This window comes from Nocardia macrotermitis (assembly GCF_009604405.1).
In the GTDB taxonomy this organism is placed as follows: domain Bacteria; phylum Actinomycetota; class Actinomycetes; order Mycobacteriales; family Mycobacteriaceae; genus Nocardia; species Nocardia macrotermitis.
On record NZ_WEGK01000005.1, the window covers coordinates 438942 to 464190 of the forward strand.

The following is a 25249-nucleotide window of genomic DNA, read 5'->3' on the forward strand; positions in this document are numbered from 1 at the left end:
CGCTGCGACGTTTGTGACGTGCTGGCACGGGTATCGGCTATATGCGCGCCGATGCGCCCTTTCTGAGGATAGGCCCAGCCCTGAACCGGCGCTTCACGGCGGTCCCGCGGGTCGCTGCCTGATTACCCAAGCTGCCTCCTCCGGGCCGTACCGGCCCCCGCACCCCGCTGGCAAATCCACGCTGCCAGGAAATCTGCCGGACGGATCGACTCGTAAATGACGACCTGTCCTATGTCGAGAATATTCCCTCGTCGGCCCCGGCCGCTTCCCATAGTCGGCTGTAGATGCCGTCGGCCGCGACGAGTTCGGCGTGGGTGCCGATCTCCGCGATGCGCCCGGCGGCCACGACGGCGATCCGATCGGCCCGGGCCGCGGTGGCCAGGCGATGCGCGACGATCACCGCGGTGCGGCCCTGCGTCATCGCGGTGCTGGCGGCCAGCACCCGTTCCTCGCTGTCCGGATCCAGGACCGCGGTCGCCTCGTCCAGCAGCAGCAGATCCGGATCGACCAGTTCGGCGCGGGCCAGTGCGATCAGCTGGCGCTGTCCGGCGGACAGGCCACGTCCGCCCTCACCGACCGGCTGCCGCATACCGCGCGGCAGGTCCGCGATCATCGCCAGCGCGCCGACGGTCTCCGCCGCCCGCTCGATCTGCGCGGCGGTCGCGGACGGTCGGCCGAAGGCGATATTGGCCGCGATATCACCGGTGAACAGGTGCGCTTCCTGGGGGACGACGCCCAAGCGGGCCCGGTAATCGGCCAGCCGGTAGTCGCGGACGTCCGCGCCGTCGACCAGGATCGCGCCGGTGGGTTCGGGGGCGCCGACGTGCTCGCCGTCGACCCGGGATCCGCCGGCTCGGGCGTCGGCGGGTGGCAGGTCGTAGAGCCGGGCGAGGAGTTTGACGACGGTGGATTTACCCGCGCCGGTCTCGCCGACCAGCGCGAGGCTGGAACCGGCCGGGATGTGCAGGCGCAAGCCGTCCAGCGCGGGGGAGATCGCGCCCGGATACCGGAAATGCACCGTGTCGAACACCACATCGGTGGCCTTGCCCACACCGGACGGCACCGGATCGACCGGATCGGGTGCGATGGAAGACGGTGTGCGCAACAGTGTTTCGATCCGGCCGAGCCCGACGCGGGCCTGCTGATAGCCGTCGAACACCTGGGACAGCTGCACGATCGGGTTGATCAGCAGGCTCAGGTACAGCACGAACGCGACCAGCGTCCCCGGTGTGCTCACCCCGTGCGCGATATCGCGGGCGCCGACGTACACCACCGCGGCCTGGGCCAGATCCGCCCAGGCGACGATGAAGCCGAAGTAGACCGCGATCGCCTTCTGCGCGCGCATCCGGGCGTCGCTGTAGGCGGCGGAGTAGCCGGTGAAGCGCACCGCCGCATGCGGTTCGGACCGATACGCCTGGGTGGTGCGCAGTCCGGCGATGTTCTCCTGGAAATCCGCGTTCACCGTGGCCACGCGCTCGCGGGAGGCCGAATACGCCGAGGCCGAGATCTTGCGGAACACCAGCGTCGCGATGATCAGCGGCGGCAGCGCCGCGAAGATGACCAGCGCCAGCCCGGCGTCGCAGATCACCAGCGCCACCATGACCCCGACGACGGTCGCGATGCCGATCAACGCGGTGCTCAGGCCGGTTTGCAGGAAGGTCGACATCGCGTCGATGTCGGTGGTCATCCTGGTCATGATGCGGCCGGACAGTTCGCGCTCGTAGAAGTCGAGCCCGAGTCGCTGCAGATGTGCGTAGCTGCGAATACGCAATCCGTACAGCACCCGCTCGCCGCCGCGGGCGGACAGCAGCGTGCCCACGGCCTCGTCCAGCCAGCTCAGCAGGGCCAGGATCAGCGCGCCCACCGCCGCGGCGATCAGCGCGGCCTCGCTGTGCGCGGCCACGCCGTGATCCAGCGCGTAGCGGGTCAGCATCGGGAAGGCCACGCCGATCGCGCCGTCCAGGGCCAGCAGTGTCACCACGGCGACCAGCAGCCAGCGCACCGGACGCAGCAGCCGCGTCAGCCGGAAGTTCGGATCGGGACGTTCGTGCTCGCTCGGATCGATATTCGGTGGCTCGTCCGCCGCGGGCAGCCGCGTGAGCGTCTCCCGCAACTCCGGCGGCACCTCGACCTCCGACACGTCGCCCTGCAACGGCTGCGCGGCGACCGCGGCCAGCGGTTGCCGGTTGTTCGCCACGGACTCGGCGGCGGCCGAAAGCTGTTGCGGCGCGGACGGACCGGGCCACAGGTCGGCGACCTCGTGGCGCTCCGGCGCGGGCAGCCGGATGACGCGGTCGGCGTGGGCGAGGGTGGATTCGCGGTGCGCCAGGATGAGGGTGGTGCGGCCGGTGTCGTCGGCGAGGCCGTCGAAGATGGCGGCCTCGGTGACGGCGTCGACCGCGGAGGTCGCATCGTCCAGGACCAGCACGCGGGGATCGGCCAGCAGCGCGCGGGCCAAGGCCAGGCGCTGGCGTTGGCCGCCGGACAGGGTCAGGCCGCGCTCGCCGACGACGGTGTCGTATCCCTCGGGCAGGGCGGTGATGAACTCGTGCGCCGCGGCGCGTTCGGCGGCGCGACGGATGTCCTCGGCGGTGGCGCTGGGACGTCCGAGCGCGATATTGGCCGCCACGGTGTCGGAGTAGAGGAACGGCTCGTCGAACACCACCCCGATCGCCGCTCGCAGATCGGCCGCCCGCACCCGCTCGACGTCGGCCTCGCCGTTGACGCCGTGCAGCACGATGCGGCCGTCGTCGGGGTGGTAGAAGCGCGGCAACAACATGGCCAGCGTGGACTTGCCCGAACCGGCGGGCCCGATGATCGCCACGGTCTCGCCCGGACGCACGGTCAGATCGAAATCGCGCAGCACCGGACGTTCGTGCTCGAATCCGAAAGTGAGGGAATCGATCTCGATACCCAGCGGCCCCTCGGGCAACGGCTCCGGTTCGGGCTGGTCGACGGTGTCGGGCGCCTCGTCGATCACCGCGAAGACCCGTTCGGCTGCCGCGCGGGTGAGTTGGGCCAGCACGATGACGCTCGCCACCACCCGGGTACTGCCCGCGAGCATGGTGACGTAGGCGGCGAAGGCCAGGAAGGTACCGACACCGATGGTGCCGCGCAGCGCGAACGTGCCGCCGAGCGCGATCACCGCGACCATGCCGATCTGCGGGATCGCCGCCACCGTGGGCGCGAATCGGGAGTCGATGTGCGCGGCGCGCATCCGCTCGCCGAACAGCCTGCGGGCGTGCCCCTCGAGCACGCCCACCATGCGCGCCTCCTGGCCGAACCCCTTGACCACCCGCACGCCGGTGACCGTCTCCTCGACGTGCTGTGCCAGATCGGCCGCGCGCTGCTGCGCGGACCAGGTGGCCGCGTGCAGGCGCGGGCGGGTGCGATACACCACGTACATCAGCGCGGGCACGGTCAGCAGTGCGACCAGCGCCAACGGCGGTGACAACACGATCATCACGAGCGCGGCCAGCACGGCGAGCAGCAACTGCATCGCCGACATCGGCGCCATCGCCAGAAAGCCCTGCACCAGTTGCAGATCCGAGATCGATCGGGACACCACCTGCCCGGTGCTCAGCCCGTCCTGACCGCGCCCGTCGTATCGGTGCAGCGCCGTCAGCAGCGAGACCCGCACCTCGTGCTGCACATCCAGCGCCAGTTGCCCGGCCAGCCAGCGCCGCCCGGTCGCGGTCGCGAATCGCACCACCGCCAACCCGACCAGCACCGCCGTGACGCCGGTGATGGCCCGCACATCCCCGATCCGGGCGCTGTCCAGCGCCTGTTTGGCCGCGACCGGAACCGCCGCCTCGGCGACCGCGCCCACCACCAGCGTGAGAATGACCGCGAAGAGCAGTCGCGGCCGTGCCCAGCACTCCGCCCACAACCGGCGTAACCATCCGGTCTCGCTGTTCTGTGTCACATCCGCCCCCATTTCCACCGCGCTCCTCATCGGCCTCCGAGATTACCGACCAGGTCCGACAACCCCTTTCGCGCGCGAATCCTTCCCGGTGAAACCTCTGTGCGGCTGCTGGAGCGGTCGTGCCGGGCGGATGATCGGCACGATTCGCCCACCCGGGGGTAGTACAAGGCGGTCCGGGGTCGCATCGAGATGCGCGACTCCGGACCGCCACCGGTCGGACTCAGTCGTGCCAACGACGCAGGTGCGGAAGCGAGAGCAGGTGCAGGATCATGGTGAACGGCACGCCGAACACCGGGATGACGCTCAACGGCAACGTCCCCATCGCATCGGCGCTGATCGATCCGTGATGCAGCAGTCCGATCGTCGAGCTGGTGTCGAGCACCCCGAGCGTGACGGCATCGATCAGGTCCAGGATGCCGAATACGGTCCACGCCACGAAGATCCAGCGTCGCCGGGTGCCGAGGACGAATGTCGCCACCAGCGGAGCGGTCAGTGCGACGAATACGTCACCGATTCCGGCGGGCAACGCGAACGACCGCGGCAGGGTGCCGACGACGCCCAGGGCGAGCAGCGTGAATCCGGCGACCCGCAACATCTGCAACTGGGTCAGCATGCGCAGATCTGCCGCGCGCGCCCAGGCTCGCACGCGCGGCGAGACCAGTAGCGCGACCAGCACGGCCAGCGGCGGACCGGCGCTGAAGATGCCCAGCGCGATCGGCGGACTGGACGCCGGGCCGGTGAACACGCCAGCGGCGCTGAGCGCGACGACGACGGCCAGCCAGGCCACGACCAGCGCGGCGAGCAACTGGGGTGTGCGACGTCCGGCGACGGATCCGGTGCGCAGGGACGGGGCGGTGACGGAGGTGGTCATGGGGTTCTCCCTAGTCACTTGCAAATTTAAAGTAACACTAGAATGGTAACTTTAAATACGCAAGTGACTAGGAGGATGTCGTGACCGAAACCGAAGAGCTGCAATCGGTCGAGACGGAGGCGTCTCGATCGGAGGACGGGGGACAGCCGCCGACGGCCCGAACGCGCAAACCGCGATCCGAATGCGCGATCGCCGGGACGCTCGACATCCTGGGCGACCGCTGGTCACTGCTGATCGTGCGAGATCTGCTGGTCGCGGGCGAACTCCGCTACGGCGACTTCATGCTCGCCGGAGAATCGATACCCACCAACACCCTCGCCGAACGCCTACGACGGCTCGAACTCGCGGGCATCGTCGAACGCACTGCGTACCAGGACAATCCACCCCGCTACGCCTACCGCCTGACTCCCCGAGGCCGCGAACTCGACACGCTTTTGGACGCGATGGCCACCTGGGGCCTGACCCACCTCCCCGGCACCCGCCGACTCGACGCCCGCAATCTCGACGCCCGAAACACTTGCGCCGGTGCGTAATTCGATGCGCCGCGACGTATCGATCCGTGCCTAGATCTCCCGCTGCCGCAGCTTCCACCAGGTCAGCGCCCCGGTGGCAGCGGTCCAAAGGATCAGCACGACGGCGGAGACGGCGCCGGGCGACAGAAACGGGCTGTGCGAGAAGGAACCGACGGCGACCGTCCCGATGGTGGCCGAATCGGGGAGCAGCACCGCGAACCCCGGAATACCGATACCCCGGGTGATCAGCCACAACAGCGGCTCGGCGACCAGGCACCAGCCGACCATGGCGGTCACGGCCAGACCCGTGGAACGCAGCAGCAGACCCAGACTCGCGCCGATCACACCCCAGCACACGGTCGCGAGCAGACCGCCCAGCAGCACCCCGGTCAGACGCAGACCGAACTGCACCTCCGAATGCCCCAGCAGAGCCAGGCCGACGCCCGCGCCGATCTCGGCCGCCAATCCCAGTACCAGCGAAAACAGTGCTGTCACACCGAGTTTCGCGCCGAACCGCAGATCCCGATCGGGAATGAACAGCGCGGTCAGCGAGATGCTCTCGTAGCGGTATTCCGCACCGGTGGCCGCCGCGCCGCTCACCGCCGCCGCGATCACCGCCACCAGAACGGCCAGATACAGCCCGACCGTGACGGTGCCGGTGGCGATCTGCGCGCCGTCCCGCGGTCCGCTACCGGTTCCGCCGCTGATCAGACCGGTGATCAGGCCGCTCCCCGCGCAGCCCGCCGGAATCAGCCATCCCGAACGCTGGGTGATCACCCGGCGGATCTCCGAGTACGCGGCCCGGCGCACGGGGACCGGAATCTGCGGCAGGGGCGGTAGTTTCGGCATGGTCGGATTCATTGCGGCATCCCGTACGGTGTCGGCGCGGTCCTGGTCAGAGCGGTCAATACCCGATCCGGATGGACGGGCTCGGGGATCATCTCGGTCAGTTGCACCCGGGCGCGACCGGCGGCGGCCTCGATATCGGCGCGTCCGGCCTCGGCGATCGCCAACCGCCCGTCCGACCGCATGACCGCGTCGGTGAAACCCTGCGCGGCGAGCATGGTGGCCAACGCGATCGGGCTCGAGGCGGCGACCACGAGCCGGTCGGGATGGTTGCGCCGCAGCGAACGCGGACTGCCCTGATACACCACCGAACCGGCGCTGAGCACGACCAGATTGTCCGATACCGGCAGTACCGTCGACAGACTCTGCGAGGTCAGCAGCACACTGCCGCCGCGCCGGGCGTGCCGGTGCAGGCGGTCGAACAGCCAGGCGCGTTCTGGGCCGTCGAGTCCGGTCAGCGGGTCGTCCAGGATCAGCAGCGGCGGATCGCCCAGCAGCGCGATGGCCAGCGCGACCCGCGCGGTCATATTCGGCGGCAGTGTCTGCACCTTGGTCCGCGCGACCGCGTCCAGGCGGGTGAGCGCGAGAATGCCGTCCACCTCGGCATCGGAGACGCCCGCGGCCGCGGCGTAGACCAGCAACTGCCCGCGCACGGTCCGCCCCGGCTGCAACCCGTACGGCTGCAACACCGCGCCCACCGGGCGGTTTCCGCGCACACCCGAGCCGGGTCCGCCGACCGACGCGGTGCCGGACGAGGGTTTCAACTGGCCCAGCAGGATCTGCACGAGCAGCGATTTCCCGGCGCCGGGCGGCCCGACCAGGGCGGTGGTCGTCCCGGCGGGTACCGAGAAGGTCACCTCGCGCAACACCGTGACGCCGTCGAACTTCATGGTCAGCCCGGTCACGCCGAGGGCGAGCGGTCGGGCCGCACTCATCGTTCCCTCCCGTGGGCAGTGGATTCCGGGGGTTTCACTGCTGTTCCTCCCGCAGTTGGTCCAGGGCGGGCAGCGGATCCGCGTCGATCACCAGCGGAGTCGGCCAGGCCGGGGGCGGCGGGCCGAATGCCCGGTGCGCGTTGGCGATGGTCTGTTTGCCGAGCGTCCGGTTGCCGAAACCGCCGATGGCCGCGCCGATTCCGGCCGGCAGCACCTTGCCGAACATCAGCGGGCTGCGCTTGGCCAGGAAGCGCAGCACGAAACGTCGCATCAGCGTGTCGTTGAGGCTGTGGATACCGGGAATCCGCTCGGTCAGCAGGCTGGCCCAGTTCTGCGCCGAGCGGCCGACGTTCTTCTCCACGATCTGCATCCCGCTCTCGCCGAGCACGACCGCCAGCACCAGCGCGCGGCGGCGCTCGACGTCCTCGGGGGCGATGCCGTGCACGGCCGCGACCGCGAGGGTGTAGACCGCCGAGGCCTCCAGGAAGAACGTGGTCTCCGCGCTGACCGCCGCGAGTGCGGCGATGGTGCCGATCGCGGGTACCGCCGCGGTCGCGCCGACGGCCGTGCCGCTGCCGGTGACGCTGGTCAGGAAGATGGTCTCGATCCGACCGATGATCTGCGCCGGGGATTCCTCGGGGTGTGCGCGCCGGAAGCGGTCCACGTACTTGGCAACCGCGGGCGCCTGCAATTGCGCGCCGTTGTCGAGTACGGACCGGATCGCCTTTTCCATCCCGGCCTTGAATATCGGCATGTCACCCCTCTCGTCCGCGCCGAGTCTAGTGTGGCCGACCGCGATGCCGCCGACACGGCGATTCCGGTTCGCCGGGATTACGCCGGTCGAGCGGTGGTTTGCCGAACTTGTCGGTGGTACGGCCTACCGTGGAGGCGTGAGCGAGCTCACCGGTGGGTTCCCCGGCTCCGCATCCGTTCGGCTGCGGTGGGGGCGCACACGGTCGGAGTTCTCGCCGTACGAATCCGAAACTGTTCAGGGGGTGAACGGGTGACCGCGACAGCCGTAGTGGAACCGATGGACGACGGCGCTGCGAGGGAGTTCGACCGAATCGTGTTCCGGCCGAACGCGAGTGTTGGGGAGTTGGTGAGCGAGTTGTCGGCGTGGCAGCGCGCCGAAGGGGAGTCGTTCGCCGATGGGCTCGGCGTTTCCGAGGGGGCGCGGGCCGCACCCGATCCACGATTGCGGCCCTACCTGGGCGATTACGTCGGTTATCGGCTGCGTGGTTTCGCGCCGGGAGTGCACATCGGGATGCCGTCGACGGCGTTGACGGTGATCGTGACGATCGACGAGCCGATCGAGCTGCCCGTCAGCTGTCATCCCGCCCAATCCGGCGGGCGCTGGGATGCGCTGGCCAGCGGGCTCACCGTGCGGCCGTGCCTGATCGGGCATCACGGATATCAGCACGGGGTGCAACTCGCGGTGACGCCGCTGGGCGCGCGGGCGCTGTTCGGCGTGCCGACCGCGGATCTGGGTTCGTGGCTGGTCGATCTGACCGATGTACTGGGCTCGTCGGCCGCGCGGCTACGCGAGCGGATGGCCGCCACCGACGACTGGTCCCGCCGGTTCGCGATTCTGGATCAGGTGCTGCTGGAGCAGGCGCGCGAGGCCACGATCGAACCGGAGTTGCGGCGGGCCTGGCAACTGTTGACCCGATCCGCCGGGCAGGTGCGCGTGGGTGCGGTGGCCGAGGAGATCGGTTGGAGCAGAAGGTATCTGGGCTCCCGTTTCGCCGCCGAGTTCGGGATCACGCCCAAGGATGCCGCGCGATTGGCGCGCTTCGAATACTCGCACCGTTTGTTGCGCGCCGTCGCCAACGGTGTGGTGAGCGATGTCGCGGCCGCGGCTGTCAGGACGCTCGCCGAGGTGGCCGCCGCGTCCGGTTACTACGACCAGGCGCACATGGCCCGCGAATGGCGGGAGCTGGCCGGTCTGCCGCCCTCGCGGTGGCTCGAATACGAGGTGTTCCCATTCGTCCAAGACCCGGTACCCGAACTGTTGGAAGGCTGATGGACATGACAGAGACAACCAGTGAAATCAGCACCCGCGCGGCGACTCCGGTGTGGCCGTGCCTGACCTACCGTGACGCCCCCGCGGCGATCGAATTCCTCTGCCGCGCATTCGGTTTCGTCGAACGCGCCCGCTACGGCGAAGGGGACGTCGTGGACCACGCCGAACTGGGCTGGCCCGGCGGTGGCGGCATCATGCTCGGCTCGGTCCGCGAGGATTCGCTGCACGGCCAGCTGCCCACGGCCACCGGATCGGTGTATGTCGTCATCGACAATCCGGACGAGCTGTTCGCCCGCGCGGAGCAGGCCGGAGCCACGATCATGCGCGGCCTGCGCGACGAGGATTACGGCTCGCGCGGCTTCACCTGTCGCGACCCGGAGGGAGTCATCTGGAGTTTCGGCACCTACGCGGGAGCGCCGGAAGGCGAGTGACCCGTGCCGTCGCGGCTCATTCGGCGCGGTGGACCAGCCCGGCCGCATCGATGTCGACCTGGTTGCCGGTGTGGAACCAGCTTCCGGTGAAACGGGATTCGGTGGTCTGCGGGTCGTTCCAGTAGCGCGGGGTGATATTCGGTCCGCGGCAGAGCAATTCGCCGTGGCCGGATTCGGCGCGCGGCCCCCACAGCGCCAATTCCGTTCCGCCGAAAGGAAGTCCGAGCAGATCGCGGCAGTGCGGTTCGCCGCTGTCGGTCAGGGCCAGTCCGATACCGCTGGTCTCGGTCGCGCCCCAGACCGACCACTGCCGCGCCAGCGGGAACACCTCGCGCAGCGCGTCGGCCACGACCGCGCAGGTGCCGGGATCGGTGGCGGCCAGTTCAGCGCGATGTCCGGCGCTGCACACCTGCCGCACCCCCTCGGCGTGCAGTCCGGCCAGATCGGGCAGCAGTCCGGCGAAGATGCGCGGCGTCGCGCAGACCGTGTCGATGCGTTCGGCCACAATGGTTTCCGCGATGAGGGATGGATCCGGGGACAGTACGACGGTGCCGCCGACCGCGAACGTCGGCAGCATCTGATCCACGCACCCGCTGGCGTGGGCCAGCGGCAGCAGCACCAGATTGCGCATCCCGTCGGTGGGCAGATCGAGCGCGCCGACCATGGACCGCACCGCCGAGAGCAGATTCTCGTTGGTCAGCTCCACCCCTTTGGGATCGCCGTGCGCGGGCGCATCCTCGGGGCAGACGGTGCCGCTGGTGTAGCAGAGCAGGGCCAGTTCGCTCAGTGACGCACCGTCGTCGATGAAGGCCGCGCCGTCGGGCAGATCCGCGTAGTGCGCCTCGGCCCCGCCGCCGTCCAGGATGAAATCCGCGGCGCTGTCCGAAAGCAGTTGCGCGGCAAGCGCGTCGGGCAGCCGGTCGGGCACCAGCACCGGCACCGCGCCGGACAGCAGCGCCCCCAGGAAAGCCTGCACCCAGCGGGCGCCGACGGGCATCCGCACCGCGACCCGGTCGCCGTAACCGATGCCGTGCTCCTGCAACCCGCCCGCGATCCTGGACGCGCTGTGCCACAACTGCCGGTACGTCAGCCGCGTCTCGTGCCCGTCCGCCCCGCCGATCTCCACCACGGCCTCGCGCTGGGAGAAGGCGTGCACCTGCACGTCGAGCAGTTCGGTGAGGGCCGGATTGAGGTTGCCGTAGCGCAGCACACCGTCGGCTCCACGGGCAAGAGGGTTGGTACACCACGGGTTTCGTGTCTGTGGATATTCGACGAGCTGTGGCATGCGTCCCTCCGAGTGCCTCGTATGCGGCAGGCACCTGTGACTATATGACGCAGCTCACAATCGCGGGTTGATTGTCGGCAAACGTGTCTTCGTCGTCATCGTCCGGTGTAGGTCGCCTTGCCCGGCCCGACGTCCAGGAAGCTGCGGACCGCGCCGCGGAGGTCCGCGGTCGCGAACAGCTCGCCCGAAACCTGCGGTGTCACCGAATCCGCATGTGCCACACCGCCGGACCGCCACGCCTCGATGATCTGCTTGGTGGCGGCGTGGGCGCGGGTCGGGCCGTCGGCCAGCCGGGCGGTCAGGGCACGCGCGGCGGTGTCGACGTCCTCGTGCACCGCGTTGACCACACCCCAGTCGGACATGGTGGCGGCGTCGTACAGGTCGCCGGTCATGACGAATTCGCGGGCTCGGCCGGATCCGGCGCGTTCGGCCAGTCGCTGCGGTCCGCCCATCGACGGCGTCAGCCCGACGACGGTCTCCACCAGCCCGAACTTCGCCTTCGGCGCGGCCAGGATGATGTCGCAGGCCAGCGCGATCTCGAAGGCCGCGGTCAGGGTCAGCCCGTGCGCGGCGAACACCACCGGGCACGGCAGTGCCTCGATCGGATGGATGATCCGGCCGAACAGGTCCTCCCAGAGCGCGGTGCCCTGTTCGATCGACAACCCGTCGAAGACGTGCACGTCCACGCCCCCGGACACGACCTTGCCCTCGGCGCGCAGCAGCACCGCGCGCGGCGGCGCGGCGGTCAGCTCGGCGACGTTCGCGGCCAGGGAATCCAGCAGTCCCTTGTCGAACAGGTTCAGCGGCGGATGGTCGACGGTGATGGTCGCCAGCTGCGCCCCGGCGTCGGTTTCGGTACGGTCCAGACGAGTGGGTTCGGTCATGGCCCGAATCTAGCCAGCCGGGGCCGCGCGGAACAGAGCGAGGGGCCTCGAATTGTCCGTGCGGCTCACCCCGCACGCCCGCGAGCCGCTACCCCGCGCACCCTTCGGAGATGACACCCCATCGCACGCCGCCCGCCCTGCCGACCGATTCCAGCTGGAGCAGATCGACTGGCGGCGCGGGGAATTCACGCCAACATACGTTCACCGAGGCGGGCACGCAGGTCCCGGGTGAGGCCGAGGGCGGCGAAGTAGCCGTTCAGGTCGATGTGCAGGTCGCGCATCGAATCCGTACCGGCCGCGAGGTATTCGGGGCGGACGCCGAGCACCTCGGGCGGGAGGCGCAGGCGGCCACCGGAGTTGTGGTGCACGTCCGCGGCCAGGGCGTCGGCGGCGTGATTGCTGAGCAGGAAGTCGGCCAGGATGTCGGCCTCGGAGACGCCGATCGCGCGCAGCAGGGTCGCGATCGCCCAGCCGGTGCGGTCCTTGCCCGCGGCGCAGTGCACCAGGACCGCGCCGTCGTCGCGCAGCAGCGATTCGGCGATGGCCAGCAGCGCGGTATGCGCCTCGGGCATACCGGGGAACGAGCGGTAGATCTCGAGCATCTCGGAAAGGCTGTCGCGTTCGCCCGCGGCCTCGTGCGGCGGTTGTCCGTCGATGGCGGAATCGAACGGGGTGAGTCGCAGCCGCACGTCCGAGGGCAGGACGTCCGCGCCCAGATGATCGATCTCCTGCGGTCCGCGTAGGTCGTGCACGGTGCGGACGCCGAGTTCACGCAATGTTTTCCGGCCCTGGTCGTCGATCCGGCACAGATGTGCCGAGCGCAACAGCACCCCGCTGCGGAGTCTGCGCCCGTGCGCGGTGCGGAGGCGGCCCATATCGCGGTAGTTGAAGGTACCGGAGATCAGAAAGTGGTCTGGACGCGCGGTGTTCATCTGTCAAGGCTACGGTCGGGGTGGTTGCTCCAGGGTGTCGTTCATCGATCGAACCGGCGAATCTCCGGCGGCGTGTGGGAACCGCCACAGAGATTCGGAGCCGAATCCGTGGTTCACTGGAACTTCGGCCCGATCACAGACTCGTCTCACATTCCGGCGGGATGATGGGGCGGATGTCCGTTGGATCGCAGCGTGGTTCCAAGGGGGTAACAAAACATTCCTTCAGTCCGCAAAACCGCACTGAACTCGGTCGCCAGCCCTGGAAACCTTCTATATTGATGAAGTTGAACGGGTCGACCGGACGCGCGGGTCCGGTCCGATCAGCGAGGATCCACAACCCGTTGAGCGGCCCGCGCAGGTGCGTGTGTTCAGTTTGCCCAAAGGGAGTCTTCGTTGAGCGTTAGTGGTGAGATGACCGAGCTCCGGCCCAGACCGGCGCTCGCCGAGGCGGTGGAGCGGGCGCGTGCCGAGCTCGATTTTTCCGGCACCCGCGCGTTACGGGTGCTGCTGCACGCGGGCGTGAGCGCGCTGTGGCCCGCGATCAAGGCCACGCCGGACCGGCAGGTGCGCATCTACGAGGCCACCATCTCGGCGTTGCGCCGCAGGTGGGACGGGCAGGGCGAATCCGCGGTCGAGGAGTCGGCGGTCGCGTTGTTCCGGCAGCAGGAGGCGGAGGTCACCGCGTTCCTGCGGTTGTGCGCGGAGCGGTCCGAGACGGAGTGGATCGAGCCGGTGGAGGCGATCTCGGCCTATGCCGTGGCGGTTGTGCAGGGTACGGTGCTGCGCTGGCTGGCCGACGGTGACGACGAGACGACGCTGGTGGTACTCGACGATCTGGTGTCGAGCCTGTCCAGCCGGGCCGTGGACAAGTAGTTCTTCCCCGCGGGGATTTCCGAGGTGATCGTTCCGGAGGCGGTCGTCGCCGTCGAACTGGACGTATGACCAACTTCATGGTTCAGTGGGTACCGTGACAGACGTGTCGTCCCTCGTCGGCCTGCACGAGGCCACCGCCGACCTGGATCCGCCGCTGGCCGCGCTGGATCTGGCCGCACTGCGCGCCAACGCCGCGGATCTGGTCCGCCGCGCCGCTGGTCTGCCGATCCGCGTCGCGAGTAAATCGGTGCGCTGCCGCGCGGTCCTCGAAGAGGTGCTCGGTGCCGGGCTGACCGCGTCCGGGGGCTTCGCCGGGATCATGGGTTACGCACTGCCCGAGGCGATCTGGCTGGTCCGCCAGGGCGCCCGCGACGTGCTGCTGGGTTATCCGAGCGTGCATCGCGCCGCGCTGGCCGAACTCGCCGCGGACGAGGTGCTGCGCGACTCGATCACGCTCATGGTCGACGACGTCGCCCAACTCGATCTCGTCAGAAACGCCGTCGGCGCCGACCGGGTGCGTCCGCGCGTCTGCCTGGACGTGGACGCCTCGCTGCGGATCGGCCCGCTGCATCTGGGCGTGCGCCGCTCGCCGATCCGCACCCCGGACCAGGCCGCCCGCCTCGCGCGCGCCGCGCTCGATCGCGGTTTCGAGGTCGTCGGGGTGATGACGTACGAGGCGCAGATCGCGGGGCTGCCCGATACCAATCCCGCTGTGCGCCTGGTGAAACAGCTCTCGGCCGCGGAGATCGCGAAGCGCCGGGTGCGGGTGCTCGACGCGGTGCGCTCGGTGGTCGGCGAGTTGCGGATCGTGAACAGCGGCGGCAGCGGTTCGATCGAGGTCAGCGTGGCCTCGCCGGGGGTCACCGAGGTCACCTCCGGTTCCGGGCTGTATGTGCCGACGTTGTTCGACGGCTATCGCAGTTTCACCCCGCGCCCGGCGCTGTACTTCGCCGAACCGGTGCTGCGCCGCCCCGCGCGCGATATCGCCACGGTGTTCTCCGGCGGATACATCGCGTCCGGACCGGCCGGTAATTCTCGTGTGCCGAAACCGGTGTGGCCCAGCGGGTTACGTCTCATCGGGACCGAGGGTGCGGGTGAGGTGCAGACCCCGCTCAGCGGTGCCGGAGACCTGGCGATCGGCGACCGCGTCTGGTTCCGGCACGCCAAGGCGGGCGAACTGTGCGAGCGTTTCGACACCGTGCAGTTCGTCGATCCCGACGGCACCCGCACCACCGTCCCCACCTATCGCGGCGAGGGCAGGAACTTCGGCTAGCTCCGACGACGCGCGGCTCACCGCAACCGAGGTGACGGCGGAAAGGTGACCGGCAGATCCACCAGCGCGCGATGGAAAGGCCCCGGCCGCCAGCGGATCTCACTCGGGTCGACCGCGAGGCGGATCTCCGGCAGCGCGTCGAGCAGTTGATCGATCGCGTCCTGCACGACCAGATAAGCCACCGACCGGGCCGGACACGCATGCGGCCCCGCACCCCAGGCCAGATGTGACCGGTTGCCGGTGCGATCCCCGCCCGCGATCTCCGGATCGTTGTTACATGCCGCGAAGCTGACGACCACCGGTTGGTGGGCGGGCAGCCAGGTGTCCTCGATCAGAATGGGCTGGCGCGGATAGGTGATGGAGAAGTTGGCCATCGGTGGGTCGGTGAACAGCACCTCGTCCAGCGCATCGCGGGTGGACAGGCTGCCGGCGAGGATGTCGCCGCCGAAACGTTCGTCGGTGATCATCAACAGCAGTGTGTTGGAGATCAGATTCTGCTGCGGTTCGATTCCGCCGCCGTAGAAGACGATCAGATTGAACAGCATCTCCTCGTCGGTGAGGTCGGCCGGATGATGGCTCAGATGCGAGGTGACGTCGTCGGCGGGTTGGGCGCGCCGCAACTGGACCTGTTCCATCAGCGCCCGGCTCAGATGATCCATACCCCAGGCGGCGTTCACGGTGTCGAACAGCGCCGCCATCCCGGTCGCGACGCGCCCGCCCAACTCCGCCGAACAACCCACCAGGCGGTTCAGCACCTCGAAGGCCAGCGGAAACGCGTACTGGGACACCAGATCCGCCGACCCGGACTCGCAGAATTCGTTGATCAGCGGGACCGCGATCTTCTCCACGGTGGCGTGCAATTCGTGCAGGTCGACCCGGTCGAAGGCGGCCGTGAACGCGCGCCGGTAACGCTCGTGCGCGGCACCGGCGCTGCGCAGCACGTTCGGATACCACTGCATGATCGGGCGCACCGGGCAGTCCTCCGGAACGGTTCGCTCCCAGATCCGCGGGTCGGCCGGGAAGTGGTCCGGATCGTTGAGGATTCGCAGCGCGGTGTGATAGCCGATGACCAGCGTCGCCGGGACGCCGGGCGCCAGTTCGATCGGCACCATGGAACCGTAGCGGCGGCGCATCTCCCGGTAGGCACCGTGCGGGTCGGCGACGAATTCCGGTGTGCCCAGCGAAATTCGGGGACCGTCGAGGGCGACCGGGGAGTCGGGGTGCGGAACGGGGCGGCCCTGGGCAGCGGGGACCGCGAACAGGTCGGAACGTGGTGATGTCAAAAGGGTGACTCCAGAGAACGAACCAGCAAGCGCGACAAGGGATCAGTGTCGGTGGTCAGTTAACAACGCAACCTCGTGCTCGCGGTGGGAATACGGGCTTCGGCAGCCCGTCAGCAAGCATATTTACACAACGGATGGCCGGCCAGGGTCGGAAGACCGTAAAGGCGCACCTTCTTCGGAGTCCGCGAGTCGCAGGAAGACGGCCAGATCGGTCAGTTCCTCCGGGGTTTCGGGGAGGTACTCGGTGAGCAGCGCCGAGTGGACGATGACGGCGGTCCACATGGCGCGTGCGACCGCCGTGGTGATCCAGTGCCGGGACAGCAGGGTCTGGATGCCGTGCGGGGCGTCGGCGGGGGAGGAGGTGGTCATGGAGATCAGGACCACCGCGGCCTCGCGGCCCGCGAGACGTTCGGGGGTGCCGACCAGGACGTCCTCGATGCGGGCGCGCGAGAGCAGCGTGCGGATGCGCGCGACCTGGGCGTGATACGGAGTGACGACCAGGATGTCGTGCGGATGCAGACGTCGGGTCATCGCGCCCTGATGCCAGGGCAGGCCCAGCAGCGCGCGGACCCGGCGCACGATCTCACGGGCCTCCTCGGCGGATTCGGTGCTGTTGCCGTGATGTTCGATCGGCTCGATCCGCACGCCCGGCGGCACGCCTTCGAGATCGCGTGCGAGCGTGACGGTTTCGCTCGAACGCAGCCGTCCGGCGTAACGCAGCCGGGACACCGGTCCGCACAGTTGCGGATGCATCCGCCAGGTGCGATCCAGGAAATAGCCGAATTCGATCGGTAGCGTGGGTAATTCGCCGAGCAGGCGGCCGAGTGTCGAATCGTGCACCGGTTCGGGGTGGATGCCGTGGCCGGGCAGCGGGGCCGGATCGCCGAGCAGCAGCAGATTGTGCGCGCTGCCGGAGACCGCGATGGCGTCGGCGAGCGAGAAATGCCCGGCGTCGGCGATCAGCAGCAGATCCAGCGCGCCCGGCGGCACCTGCGCGGCGTCGGCGAAATCGCCTGGTAGACCGCCTATTACGCAGCCGTTGACGGCGTTGTCGAGGAAGCGCGGATAGCGGCTCGGCTCGATGGTCAGCCATTCCGGGGCCACCGCGTGGGTTTCGGATTTGGCGACCAGTTCCGGCAGTACGCCGACCCGTACGAGTGCGTCCAGGACCTGCTCGACCGCCCAGTGCGAACGGGCGACCACGCCGACCCGCCACTTGTACCGGGTGACCAGGCGTTCCACCACGCGGGCGGCGGTATCGGTCTTGCCGGTCCCCGACGGACCCTGCACCGCGACATAGGAATCGTCCAGGTCGAGTACGGCCGCGGTCACCGCGGCGGCGTGATCGCCGAACACCTCGGGCAGCCTAGCCCCCGAACGCAGCCGTGGTGGCCGCCGCAGCAGTAGATCGAACGCGGCCGTCGCGGGCACCTCCGGCAGGCTCACCAGCAGGTCGTGTGCGGCGGATTCGAGTGCGTCCGCGATGTTCTCGTCCTGGCCGGGTGGGCCGGGCACGATCGCGACCGGCAGTTCGTCGTACGGTTCGCAGCCCTGCGGGAGCAACTCCTCGACGCGCACGGCGTCGTCGAAATTGGCGTCCAGCGCGCAACCCAGGATGGTGGCCTGCGCGGTCGCGCGACGGCCCGGTCTGCTGGTCATGCCGGGGACGGGCCGGTCGTAGACGGTGAGCACCGGCGTCCCGGGACGTGGTGCGCCGCCCGTGCCCAGACGCCCGGTCAGGGTGAGATAGCGGCGCATGGGCGACTCGCCGGTGCTGTGCCACTTGGTGTCCACGGTGCCCCAGTCCGCGATGAGCACGCCCGGCGCGTCCTCCCATTCGGCGATCGGCTGCCGCAGGCGATCCTCGTGCGCCCAGTGCAGGGGCTGGCGTTCGCGGCGGTGATAGGCCAGGGTGGCGGCGGTGAGGGCGGCGGCTCGCTGTGCGGCACTGCGGGATTCGTCGAAGTCGAAGGCGAATTCGCGCAGCGCGGCCTCGACGGCGGGCAGTGGTTCGGTCTCCCGGCGCGGGCGTTCGGGGGCGGGATGCACGCCGTGTTCGGCGGCCAGCCCGCGCAGCCACTCGCGCAGTCGCAGGGTGTGCGCGCACTCCGATTCCAGGTCCGCGCAAGGGGTTTCGGATCGCGCGTCGAACAGCACGGCCAGATCGGCGAGGCGGTAGGAACGCTGTCCGATGATCAGCGCGGAGCGCAGGATCGGATACAGATCCACCAGGGAGCCGAGCAGATCGTCGATGATCTGTTCGTCCGCGCCGTACCGGACGCACAGCCGCGCCAGCAGTTGCCGGACCGGGGAGCGATAGTGGTAGATCCGCATGCCGGGGTGGTGTTCCTGCCGGTCCAGGAGATATTCCAGCAGGTCGGGCGTTTCGTCGGCGGCGTCGAAACCCTCGTCGGCCGAATCGTTTCCGGCGATGGCGAAGGCGTGGAACAGCACCACCGGGTCCTCGCCGCCCTCGGCGTGATGCGCCGGACTCACCCCGACGCCCACCGCCGTACCGGGCGTATCCGTCACGGCCAGGAAGACGTCGCCGGGCGAGGGCAGCGGCAGCGCGCCCAGCGCCCCCGCATCGGTCACCGTGTAGACCGCCGCCCCCGTGCGCTCGTGCTGCAACTGCACCTCGGCCTGCCGCGACAGTGCCGAAAAGGTATGTGCCGCAACGCCACTCACCGACGAATCCGCGGCCGCGAGCCGATCGACGGTGGTGATCCCCGCATCGCGCAACTGTGCCCGCACCCCCGGCCGCATACCGGCCACCAGCAGCAGATCGCGACCGGCCACCAGCTCCGCGGTGCAGGTCGGGCAGTGCCCGCAGGCCAGATAGCGGCGGTCCCCCCACTGCACGGGCAGCAGCTCGTCCTGCTTACCCGCCAGAATCGTCGCCAGCCGTGCCCGCCGCGCCCGGAACACCGCCACCACCGTCGCCAGATCCCGCACCAGCTCCGCCCCATCGCCCAACCGCACCCGCAACCACGGATCGACCCGAAAACCCCGCTCCCGCAACATCTCCGCGACCCCCGCCAACTCGATCAACGTCCCCATCGGCGACCCCGCCCCCGCCACCCCGTGTATCGAATACCGAGCGCTCCGATCGATCACCGGACCATGCGTCGAGTCCCCCGCCGATCGATCGATCTGCACGCCGTCCGCCGCGTATCCCGCCGCCGCGCTGCTCATCGAACGCTGCTGGTCCCGCCCAGCTGTCGCGCCATCGCTCGAGTACTCGTCCGCTTCGCCGGGTGCCGGGTGGTCGGCTGTGTGCGGTGTGGGCCGCTGGTATTCGTGTGGTGCGACGGTCGCCGGGTTGGGGGCGGGGTGGTCGGTGGTGCGTGGTGTGGGCCGCTGGTACTCGTGCGGTTCGCCGGTCTCCAGGGAGGGGGCCGGGTGCCGGGTGATCGGCGTCGGTGTGGGCTGCTGGTATTCGTGCTGATCGCCGGGTGCGGAGGCGGGTGCCGGGTGATCGGCGTCGGTGTGCGGTGTCGGTCGCTGGTACTTGTGTGACTCGCGGGTTGTCCGGTTGGGGGCCATGAGGTCGGTCGCGCCGGACGTTGTCGAGGAGTACGGGAAGTGGGCGGCCGAATGGTTCTGGTGATGGTCGGCGGTGCGGGACGTGGTGGGCGGGGGGAGTTGTTCGGCTGATCCGGTGACGATCGGGTGTTCGTTCGAGCCGTCCTTGTCGGCAACGGCGTCGACCGGTTCCGGAGCATCGTGCGACTCGTCGGGGGCGGTGCGGATCAGGAGGGCGCAGCCGGTGGTGAATTCGCCGTCGAAGAAGCGTGCGTCGAGGATCACCGGTGCGTCCGAGTGCAGGGCGGCGATCGTTCGGCGATCGGCGTCGGTGAGGGCGGTGACCATGGTGGCGGGGTCGTCGCCGGTGGGAGGTTCGATGCGGGTCGCGGCGGCGGCGAGGTGGGGTGGGAGGGTGTCGAGCTCGGTGGTGGGGAGGGGGAGCGGATCGGGTGCCGCGACCGGCGGCACCAGGCCCAGTTCGGCATCGAGCGCGCGCAGCAGCGCGAACTCGCAGCGTGCCGCCTCCACCAGATCACTGGTGCTGCACACGACACGATCACCGAACAGAATCAATCGTGGCCCTCCTGCGTCTCGGGACACCCGAACCCCGGGCGAACGCACCGTTGCGTGCCGAATCGCGCAACAGCGTAATCATTCGAGGTCGCACGGCGTGGCGTACGCGGTGCGTGTCGTCACGTGAAGTGAAACGCAGCCAGCCGAGGGGACCGGCCGTACCCCCGCGTGACGGCAGCCCCGGGTCCGAGTGTATGGGACGCGGGCGATCGCCGGTGGTCAGGTGGGGTTACCACAGGTGCAGGGGGTGCGGCGCGGGCGAGCGGGGGCGGTGAAAGGATTGCGGCATGCCGTTTTTCGAGGGCGCGCGCGGGCGGCTGCACTATCGACGCTGGCCGGTGCGGCAACCGCTGGCCGTACTGGAATGGCTGCCCGGTTCGGGGCAGCACACCGGGCACTACCACCGATTCGCCCGCGCACTGGGCGCGCGGCGGATCGAGGTGTGGGGCCTGGACACGTCCGGGCAGGGTTTGAGCGAGGGCGATCCGACCGCCCCCGGCTCGCTCGGCGAGCTCGCCACCGACGCCCGACTGCTGGCCGCCCTGATCCGTCGCGAACTGCCCGAGGCGCCGCTGCTCATGGCCGGACACTCCCTCGGCGCGGCCACCGCGCTGGCCGCGTTCTCCGCGCTGCCGGACTGCGCGGGGCTCGTCCTCACCGGCACCCCGTCGCGCGCGGCGACCGCCGATGCGCTTGTGCCCGAACGACTACCGGTGCTGGCCCTGCACGGCGTCGACGATCGGCGCGCACCCATCGATCCGATTCGCGACTGGACCGGGCGTCAACAATCTGTAGGGTTGCGTGAGTACGCCGATGCCGGGCACGATTTGCTCCACGAACCGGTTCACCCGCGAGTCACCGCCGACATCGCGGAGTGGATACAGGGTGTGGTCACCGGTGCGGTGCGTACGCCCGTGGAGTGAGGTCGAGAAAGGGGGACCGGGTGCAATCACAGGAAACCGGGGACCTGCACAGTGATGTGGCAGCCCTGACCCAGGCGGTCGACGACGGCGATCTGTGGATGGACGGTGTGCTGGTCACCGACGGCGTCCACGAACGGTGCGCGAGTCGCTACGAGGCGCTGGCCGAGCAGGTGGAGAAGCAGATGCAGGTCCTGCACGCGGCCACCTCGCTGCCCGGCTTCGGCGGCTTCGAATCCGGCGGTTCGCTGCGACGCGGCTTCGAGGGCAAGGCCACCGACGCCCTGGAACATCTGCGGCAGTACGCCGACGCGGCCCGCCAGCTCGCGCAGACGCTGCGCATCGCGGGCAAGGCGTACACCCAGCACGACGCCGATATCGCCGCCGCCCTGGGCAAGGTCGACAACGGCGCGGTGGTGGCCGGACATGCATAAGCTCAGCGGCAACGGCACCACGATCGAAACCACCCACCCCGACCCGGATTACGCGCCGAACGTCGAGGTCTTCGACCACCTCACCTACGACGAGATCTACCGCGGCGTGATGGCGCTGAAGCCGGAGGTGCTCACCTCGGGCCACCAGACCTGGCAGCAGTCGGGCAGCGCGCTGAGCGACGCGGTGCAGCAGGCGCACGCGGAGATCCGCGGCGCCATCGCCGACGGCTGGCGCGGCAGTGCGGCACAGCTGGCCGCGAACGCCGTGCAGGCGTTCGAATCACTGGGACAGAATCTGGCCGACGTGATGTCCGATGTGGGGCGACGTCTCGGACAGGCCAATGACGCAGCCGAGACGCTGCGGGCCTCGGTCTCGCATCCGGTGTCGATCACCCCGGATCTCGATGCGGCACTGCTGGATCCCAAACACGCCGCGGTCAACGCCGAAACGCAGAAGACGGCCGAGAACCTCCGCCTGGACATCGTGCGGGTGATGAATTCGGTCTACGTCGGGGCCTTCATCCCGACCGGCCAGAACGTGCCGGGCTTCCCGGTCGGCGGCATGTACCCGACTCAGCAGCAGCCCACGGTGCAGCCCGGTGTGGCCGCCCCGGGCACCAGCGTGGACACCGCGAGCCCCAGCACGACGCACGCGCCGAGCTCGAAACTCGCCGACACACCGTCGGATACCAGCATCCACCAGCCGACCCAGCCGCAGACCGCGAAGCCGGATCAGTCCCGCGCCGATGCCGCCGCCCCGGTGACTCCGGCGTCGGTGACCAGTTCCACGTCCGCGCCGCCGGTCGCGGCGACGACGCCCGCGTCGGTCACCTCGACCGCGCCCGCGTCGGTGCAGTCCGCGGCCGCCGCGGCTCCGGTGAATACCGTTGCGCCGCAGGTCGATCGGGCCGTCCCGGTGGCTCCGGCGACGCCCGTGGTGGCGGCGGTGAAGCCGTCGAGCGCCTCGGCGAAACCGCAGGACACGTCGACGAAGACGCAGAGCACCGACGGCGACGGCAAGCACAAGGATCAGGCCGACGCGTCCAGTGGCAATGGTGGCGCGGACGTCTCCTCCGGAATGGGTGCGGGAATCGTCGGCGGACTCGCGGGCGGCGCCTTCGCCGTGGGCGATGCGACCCGGCCGGCCAATACCGTGCCGCTGCCGCCGCGACGTCCGGCGGAGGACGAGTACGAGGAATACGAAGAGGATCAGGACTACGACCCCGACTTCGACGATCCGACCTTCCTCGAGCCCGCTGAGCCCGAAACTCAGCTGGTCGGAAAGCTGGATCCGACGACGCCGCCGGTCGTGGGCGAATGGGTGGGTGACGATGACGACGAGGAGTGAGCCGGTGGGGATGACCTTCGAGCGTGTGGTGGGCCGTCTGCGGTGAAATGGACGCTCACCCCCGACCAGTTCGCGCTGGCCTGGGAGCGCACCGACGGCGACCGGATCCCGTATCCGCTCGCCGTCCGTCTGTCCGCACGCGACAGCGACGAACGTGCCGCCCAACTCCCCGAGTTGAACGAATGGTGTTCGCGCACACTGGATCCCGATCTGGAAGCGGCGTTGCGGGTGCTGGCCCGCCCCACCGTGCGGGTGGAGGTCTTCGGTCGGCAGGGACCGGGTGCGGACGCGCCACCGGTGCGGGTACTCGGTGCGGGTTCGGGGCACATCACCGTGGTCGCCGCCCAGCGCGCCGGTGTCACGCCCGATCGCGGCTCGGATGTGCGACTGTTCGTCGGTAATGCGAAATCCCTTGCGCCCCGGCTGATCTCGATGCTCCCCGAGTGTGCCCCGGGCCGTGGGCCGCAGTACAGCGCCCCGGTGGGCCGCGTCCGGGAGGACAGCCGCGATCTGGTCACCGTGCCGATCTCGGGCCCGTCCGCCCCGGCCCGCATGCGGCGTCTGCTCAAACAGCCGCGCGACGGGATCGGGCAGATCATCGTCTCGGCGCTGCGCGGCAACGGTGAGATGCGTCCGCTGGGCGTGCTGTGCTGGATCGACGTCGCCGGGGACGGCCGCTACACCGTGCACACCCGCAAAGAGGTCGACATCACCCCGGTGACCGCGGAGGCGTTCACCGCCGCGCTACGCCCGATGCTCACCGCGGCCGAACGGATCGTCGCCGAGGCCGCCGCCTGGTGATCCGCCCGGCGCAGCGGAGGTGCGCAGCAGTTCGACGACCTCGTCGTCGGAGAGCTGGTGGAAGTCCCGGTACGCCCCGCCGACGCCGCCCAGCACCCGCGGGACCAGCGGGCACACGAGTTCGTCGGCCAGCGCGTCCACCCGGCGCAGCGCCTCGACCGAGGAGACCGGCACCGCGACGGTGAGCCGGCGCGGCGCGCAGATCTCGGCGACCTGACAGGCCACCGCGACCGTGGCGCCCGTGGCCATCCCGTCGTCCACGATCACCACGCAGCGGTCGGTGAGCGGGACGCGCGGCGCTCCGCCGCGCAGGACCTGTTGTCGCCGTGCGAGTTCCGTGCGTTCGTGATCCTCGACGGCGGCCAGTTCGGCGGGGGTGACGCCGGTCTGGCGGATGACGTCCTCGTTGACGACCCGAGCCCCGCCCTCCCCGATCGCGCCCATCGCCAGCTCCGGCTGCCACGGCACCCCGAGCTTGCGGACCAGCAGAATATCGATCCGGCCACCGATCACCGCGCAGACGCCCGCAGCGACCGGGACCCCGCCCCGGGGCAGTCCCAGCACCAGCGGATCCGCCGCTCGCAGGTGCATCAGCGACCCACCCAGCGAGCGACCGGCGGCGATCCGATCGGGATAGATCATGGTGTACGTCAGTCTAGTTCGCCGACGCCGAATCGCCGCAGGTTCAGGCTGGGGTTCGTGGTGCGCACCCGCGCCAGGTGCTCGGGTTCGACACGGGCGGTGGCGATGCCGGGACTCTCGCCGAGTTCGGCGAGCACCATGCCGGTCGGATCGACGATCATCGACCAGCCCGCACCCCGTGGCGCGGCATGGTCGGCGGCCGCGACGTAGGCGGTGTTCTCGATGGCGCGCGCCCGCAGCAGCGTGGACCACTGCTCGACCTTGTCCGGGCCCGGAATCCATTGCGCGGGAAGGAGTAACACCTGCGCACCGGCCGCGGCCAGGCGTCGGAAACCCTCCGGGAAACGCAGATCGAAACAGGTTTGCAGGCCGAAGACCACACCGTCGGCGGTGAAGGTCGCGGGTTCGGTGATCGGGCCCGGCAGCACGATGTCCGATTCACGGAAGCCGAACGCGTCGTAGAGGTGCACCTTGCGGTAGACGGCCGCGAACTCGGCGTCGGGGCCGGCGGTGACCAGGGTGTTGTAGACCCGGCCGGACGCTACGTCTGCCTCGACCACGCCCGCGACCAGATGCACCCCGAATTCGGCGGCCAGCCCGCGCAGTCCGGTGACGTAGCGTCCGGTGAGCGGTTCGGCGGCCTCGATGACGCGCTGATCCAGCCGCGTCACCGCGTACATCGAATACTCCGGGGCGACCACGACCCGCGCACCGCGCGCGGCGGCCGCGCGCACGTGTTCGCGCAGCATGTCCAGATTGGCGTCCTTGTCGGTGTACGGGTCGAACTGCACCACCGCGACGTCGAGTGCCCGCGCCGGTGGCGAGGCATCGGAGCTGCTGGTCGGTCGCGCGGCGGACGCTTCGGCGGTCACGGTGACGGGCGGCGCGGACGGCTGCTGCGGTTGCATACGTCTCACCGTATTGGGCCGA

General features: G+C 69.7%; 21 protein-coding genes. 9 read left to right on the forward strand and 12 right to left on the reverse strand.

The annotated features are described in order from the left end of the window. Nucleotides 1–229: 229 nt before the first annotated feature. The gene (locus NRB20_RS14885) at nt 230–3955 is read right to left on the reverse strand and encodes an ABC transporter ATP-binding protein (RefSeq protein ID WP_406603825.1); all 3726 of its coding nucleotides are present in this window, start codon (nt 3953–3955) and stop codon (nt 230–232) included. A 190-nt stretch (nt 3956–4145) separates the two neighbouring features. Next, complete coding sequence (locus tag NRB20_RS14890; RefSeq protein WP_153410659.1) at nt 4146–4796, reverse strand: hypothetical protein; 651 nt, start codon at nt 4794–4796, stop codon at nt 4146–4148. 80 nt (nt 4797–4876) lie between these two features. On the opposite strand from NRB20_RS14890, the gene NRB20_RS14895 reads away from it, so the two are divergent. Next, nucleotides 4877–5329 (forward strand): winged helix-turn-helix transcriptional regulator, encoded by a 453-nt coding sequence (locus NRB20_RS14895; RefSeq protein WP_319944929.1) that lies wholly within the window; start codon nt 4877–4879, stop codon nt 5327–5329. 30 nt (nt 5330–5359) lie between these two features. Here NRB20_RS14895 and NRB20_RS14900 read toward each other — a convergent pair whose 3' ends face one another. Genes NRB20_RS14900 through NRB20_RS14910 form a run of 3 tightly spaced genes read right to left on the reverse strand, consistent with a single transcriptional unit; the run spans nt 5360 to nt 7843 of the window. Next, the gene (locus NRB20_RS14900; RefSeq protein WP_153410660.1) at nt 5360–6157 is read right to left on the reverse strand and encodes an ABC transporter permease; all 798 of its coding nucleotides are present in this window, start codon (nt 6155–6157) and stop codon (nt 5360–5362) included. A gap of 8 nt (nt 6158–6165) precedes the next feature. Beyond that, entirely contained in the window at nt 6166–7089 is a 924-nt protein-coding gene (locus tag NRB20_RS14905) for an ABC transporter ATP-binding protein (RefSeq protein WP_153410661.1), read from the reverse strand. A gap of 34 nt (nt 7090–7123) precedes the next feature. Continuing rightward, nucleotides 7124–7843, reverse strand: coding sequence for a hypothetical protein (locus NRB20_RS14910; protein ID WP_153410662.1), 720 nt, complete (start codon nt 7841–7843; stop codon nt 7124–7126). 249 nt (nt 7844–8092) lie between these two features. Here NRB20_RS14910 and NRB20_RS14915 point away from each other — a divergent pair, with 249 nt between their 5' ends. Further along, a complete protein-coding gene (locus NRB20_RS14915; RefSeq protein ID WP_319944930.1) occupies nt 8093–9112 on the forward strand; it encodes a helix-turn-helix domain-containing protein in 1020 nt (339 codons plus the stop codon). A gap of 5 nt (nt 9113–9117) precedes the next feature. Further along, nucleotides 9118–9543, forward strand: a complete 426-nt coding sequence (locus NRB20_RS14920; RefSeq protein WP_153410663.1) for a VOC family protein — start codon at nt 9118–9120, stop codon at nt 9541–9543. 16 nt (nt 9544–9559) lie between these two features. On the opposite strand, the gene NRB20_RS14925 is transcribed toward NRB20_RS14920, so the two are convergent. The 3 genes from NRB20_RS14925 to NRB20_RS14935 all read right to left on the reverse strand — a co-directional run bounded on the left by NRB20_RS14925 (nt 9560) and on the right by NRB20_RS14935 (nt 12644). Continuing rightward, nucleotides 9560–10753, reverse strand: coding sequence for a class I adenylate-forming enzyme family protein (locus NRB20_RS14925; RefSeq protein ID WP_319944931.1), 1194 nt, complete (start codon nt 10751–10753; stop codon nt 9560–9562). 170 nt (nt 10754–10923) lie between these two features. Next, complete coding sequence (locus tag NRB20_RS14930) at nt 10924–11712, reverse strand: enoyl-CoA hydratase/isomerase family protein (protein WP_153410665.1); 789 nt, start codon at nt 11710–11712, stop codon at nt 10924–10926. Between the two features lie 185 nt (nt 11713–11897). Beyond that, nucleotides 11898–12644: a tyrosine-protein phosphatase gene (locus NRB20_RS14935; protein WP_153410666.1), complete on the reverse strand. Its 747-nt coding sequence runs from the start codon at nt 12642–12644 to the stop codon at nt 11898–11900. A 411-nt stretch (nt 12645–13055) separates the two neighbouring features. Between NRB20_RS14935 and NRB20_RS14940 the strand changes: the two genes are divergently transcribed. Together NRB20_RS14940 and NRB20_RS14945 are read left to right on the forward strand one after the other, a co-directional pair. Then, complete coding sequence (locus tag NRB20_RS14940; RefSeq protein ID WP_194289853.1) at nt 13056–13517, forward strand: TetR family transcriptional regulator; 462 nt, start codon at nt 13056–13058, stop codon at nt 13515–13517. A gap of 103 nt (nt 13518–13620) precedes the next feature. After that, nucleotides 13621–14790, forward strand: a complete 1170-nt coding sequence (locus tag NRB20_RS14945) for an alanine racemase (RefSeq protein WP_319944932.1) — start codon at nt 13621–13623, stop codon at nt 14788–14790. Nucleotides 14791–14807: 17 nt separating this feature from the next. Here the strand turns inward: NRB20_RS14945 and NRB20_RS14950 are convergent, their stop codons facing one another. Further along, complete coding sequence (locus NRB20_RS14950) at nt 14808–16073, reverse strand: cytochrome P450 (RefSeq protein WP_227833495.1); 1266 nt, start codon at nt 16071–16073, stop codon at nt 14808–14810. 123 nt (nt 16074–16196) lie between these two features. Continuing rightward, complete coding sequence (locus NRB20_RS14955; RefSeq protein WP_319944933.1) at nt 16197–20150, reverse strand: bifunctional RecB family nuclease/DEAD/DEAH box helicase; 3954 nt, start codon at nt 20148–20150, stop codon at nt 16197–16199. A 311-nt stretch (nt 20151–20461) separates the two neighbouring features. Here NRB20_RS14955 and NRB20_RS14960 point away from each other — a divergent pair, with 311 nt between their 5' ends. Genes NRB20_RS14960 through NRB20_RS14975 form a run of 4 tightly spaced genes read left to right on the forward strand, consistent with a single transcriptional unit; the run spans nt 20462 to nt 23677 of the window. Further along, on the forward strand, nt 20462–21097 hold the full coding sequence (locus NRB20_RS14960) for an alpha/beta hydrolase (RefSeq protein ID WP_153410668.1): 636 nt from the start codon (nt 20462–20464) through the stop codon (nt 21095–21097). Between the two features lie 20 nt (nt 21098–21117). Beyond that, nucleotides 21118–21528 carry a hypothetical protein gene (locus NRB20_RS14965; protein WP_319944934.1) on the forward strand — a complete coding sequence of 137 codons (411 nt, stop codon included), beginning with the start codon at nt 21118–21120 and terminating at the stop codon, nt 21526–21528. After that, the gene (locus NRB20_RS14970) at nt 21521–22876 is read left to right on the forward strand and encodes a WXG100 family type VII secretion target (protein WP_153410669.1); all 1356 of its coding nucleotides are present in this window, start codon (nt 21521–21523) and stop codon (nt 22874–22876) included. The genes NRB20_RS14965 and NRB20_RS14970 overlap by 8 nt, the downstream gene beginning before the upstream one ends. A 42-nt stretch (nt 22877–22918) precedes the next feature. Continuing rightward, nucleotides 22919–23677: an ESX secretion-associated protein EspG gene (locus tag NRB20_RS14975; RefSeq protein WP_319944935.1), complete on the forward strand. Its 759-nt coding sequence runs from the start codon at nt 22919–22921 to the stop codon at nt 23675–23677. Here NRB20_RS14975 and NRB20_RS14980 read toward each other — a convergent pair. Then, nucleotides 23621–24319: a phosphoribosyltransferase gene (locus tag NRB20_RS14980; protein WP_153410670.1), complete on the reverse strand. Its 699-nt coding sequence runs from the start codon at nt 24317–24319 to the stop codon at nt 23621–23623. The two genes, NRB20_RS14975 and NRB20_RS14980, sit on opposite strands and share 57 nt — an antisense overlap. Nucleotides 24320–24327: 8 nt before the next feature. Then, nucleotides 24328–25227 carry a carbon-nitrogen hydrolase family protein gene (locus tag NRB20_RS14985; protein WP_153410671.1) on the reverse strand — a complete coding sequence of 300 codons (900 nt, stop codon included), beginning with the start codon at nt 25225–25227 and terminating at the stop codon, nt 24328–24330. Nucleotides 25228–25249 lie beyond the last annotated feature (22 nt).

What these genes read in the sequence shown, in the direction of transcription:
- NRB20_RS14885 (WP_406603825.1), bottom strand. Translation starts at nt 3,955, where the DNA reads ATGAGGAGCGCGGTGGAAATGGGGGCGGATGTGACACAGAACAGCGAG.
- NRB20_RS14890 (WP_153410659.1), bottom strand. Translation starts at nt 4,796, where the DNA reads ATGACCACCTCCGTCACCGCCCCGTCCCTGCGCACCGGATCCGTCGCC.
- NRB20_RS14900 (WP_153410660.1), bottom strand. Translation starts at nt 6,157, where the DNA reads ATGCCGAAACTACCGCCCCTGCCGCAGATTCCGGTCCCCGTGCGCCGG.
- NRB20_RS14905 (WP_153410661.1), bottom strand. Translation starts at nt 7,089, where the DNA reads ATGAGTGCGGCCCGACCGCTCGCCCTCGGCGTGACCGGGCTGACCATG.
- NRB20_RS14910 (WP_153410662.1), bottom strand. Translation starts at nt 7,843, where the DNA reads ATGCCGATATTCAAGGCCGGGATGGAAAAGGCGATCCGGTCCGTACTC.
- NRB20_RS14920 (WP_153410663.1), top strand. Translation starts at nt 9,118, where the DNA reads ATGACAGAGACAACCAGTGAAATCAGCACCCGCGCGGCGACTCCGGTG.
- NRB20_RS14930 (WP_153410665.1), bottom strand. Translation starts at nt 11,712, where the DNA reads ATGACCGAACCCACTCGTCTGGACCGTACCGAAACCGACGCCGGGGCG.
- NRB20_RS14935 (WP_153410666.1), bottom strand. Translation starts at nt 12,644, where the DNA reads ATGAACACCGCGCGTCCAGACCACTTTCTGATCTCCGGTACCTTCAAC.
- NRB20_RS14940 (WP_194289853.1), top strand. Translation starts at nt 13,056, where the DNA reads ATGACCGAGCTCCGGCCCAGACCGGCGCTCGCCGAGGCGGTGGAGCGG.
- NRB20_RS14960 (WP_153410668.1), top strand. Translation starts at nt 20,462, where the DNA reads ATGCCGTTTTTCGAGGGCGCGCGCGGGCGGCTGCACTATCGACGCTGG.
- NRB20_RS14970 (WP_153410669.1), top strand. Translation starts at nt 21,521, where the DNA reads ATGCATAAGCTCAGCGGCAACGGCACCACGATCGAAACCACCCACCCC.
- NRB20_RS14980 (WP_153410670.1), bottom strand. Translation starts at nt 24,319, where the DNA reads ATGATCTATCCCGATCGGATCGCCGCCGGTCGCTCGCTGGGTGGGTCG.
- NRB20_RS14985 (WP_153410671.1), bottom strand. Translation starts at nt 25,227, where the DNA reads ATGCAACCGCAGCAGCCGTCCGCGCCGCCCGTCACCGTGACCGCCGAA.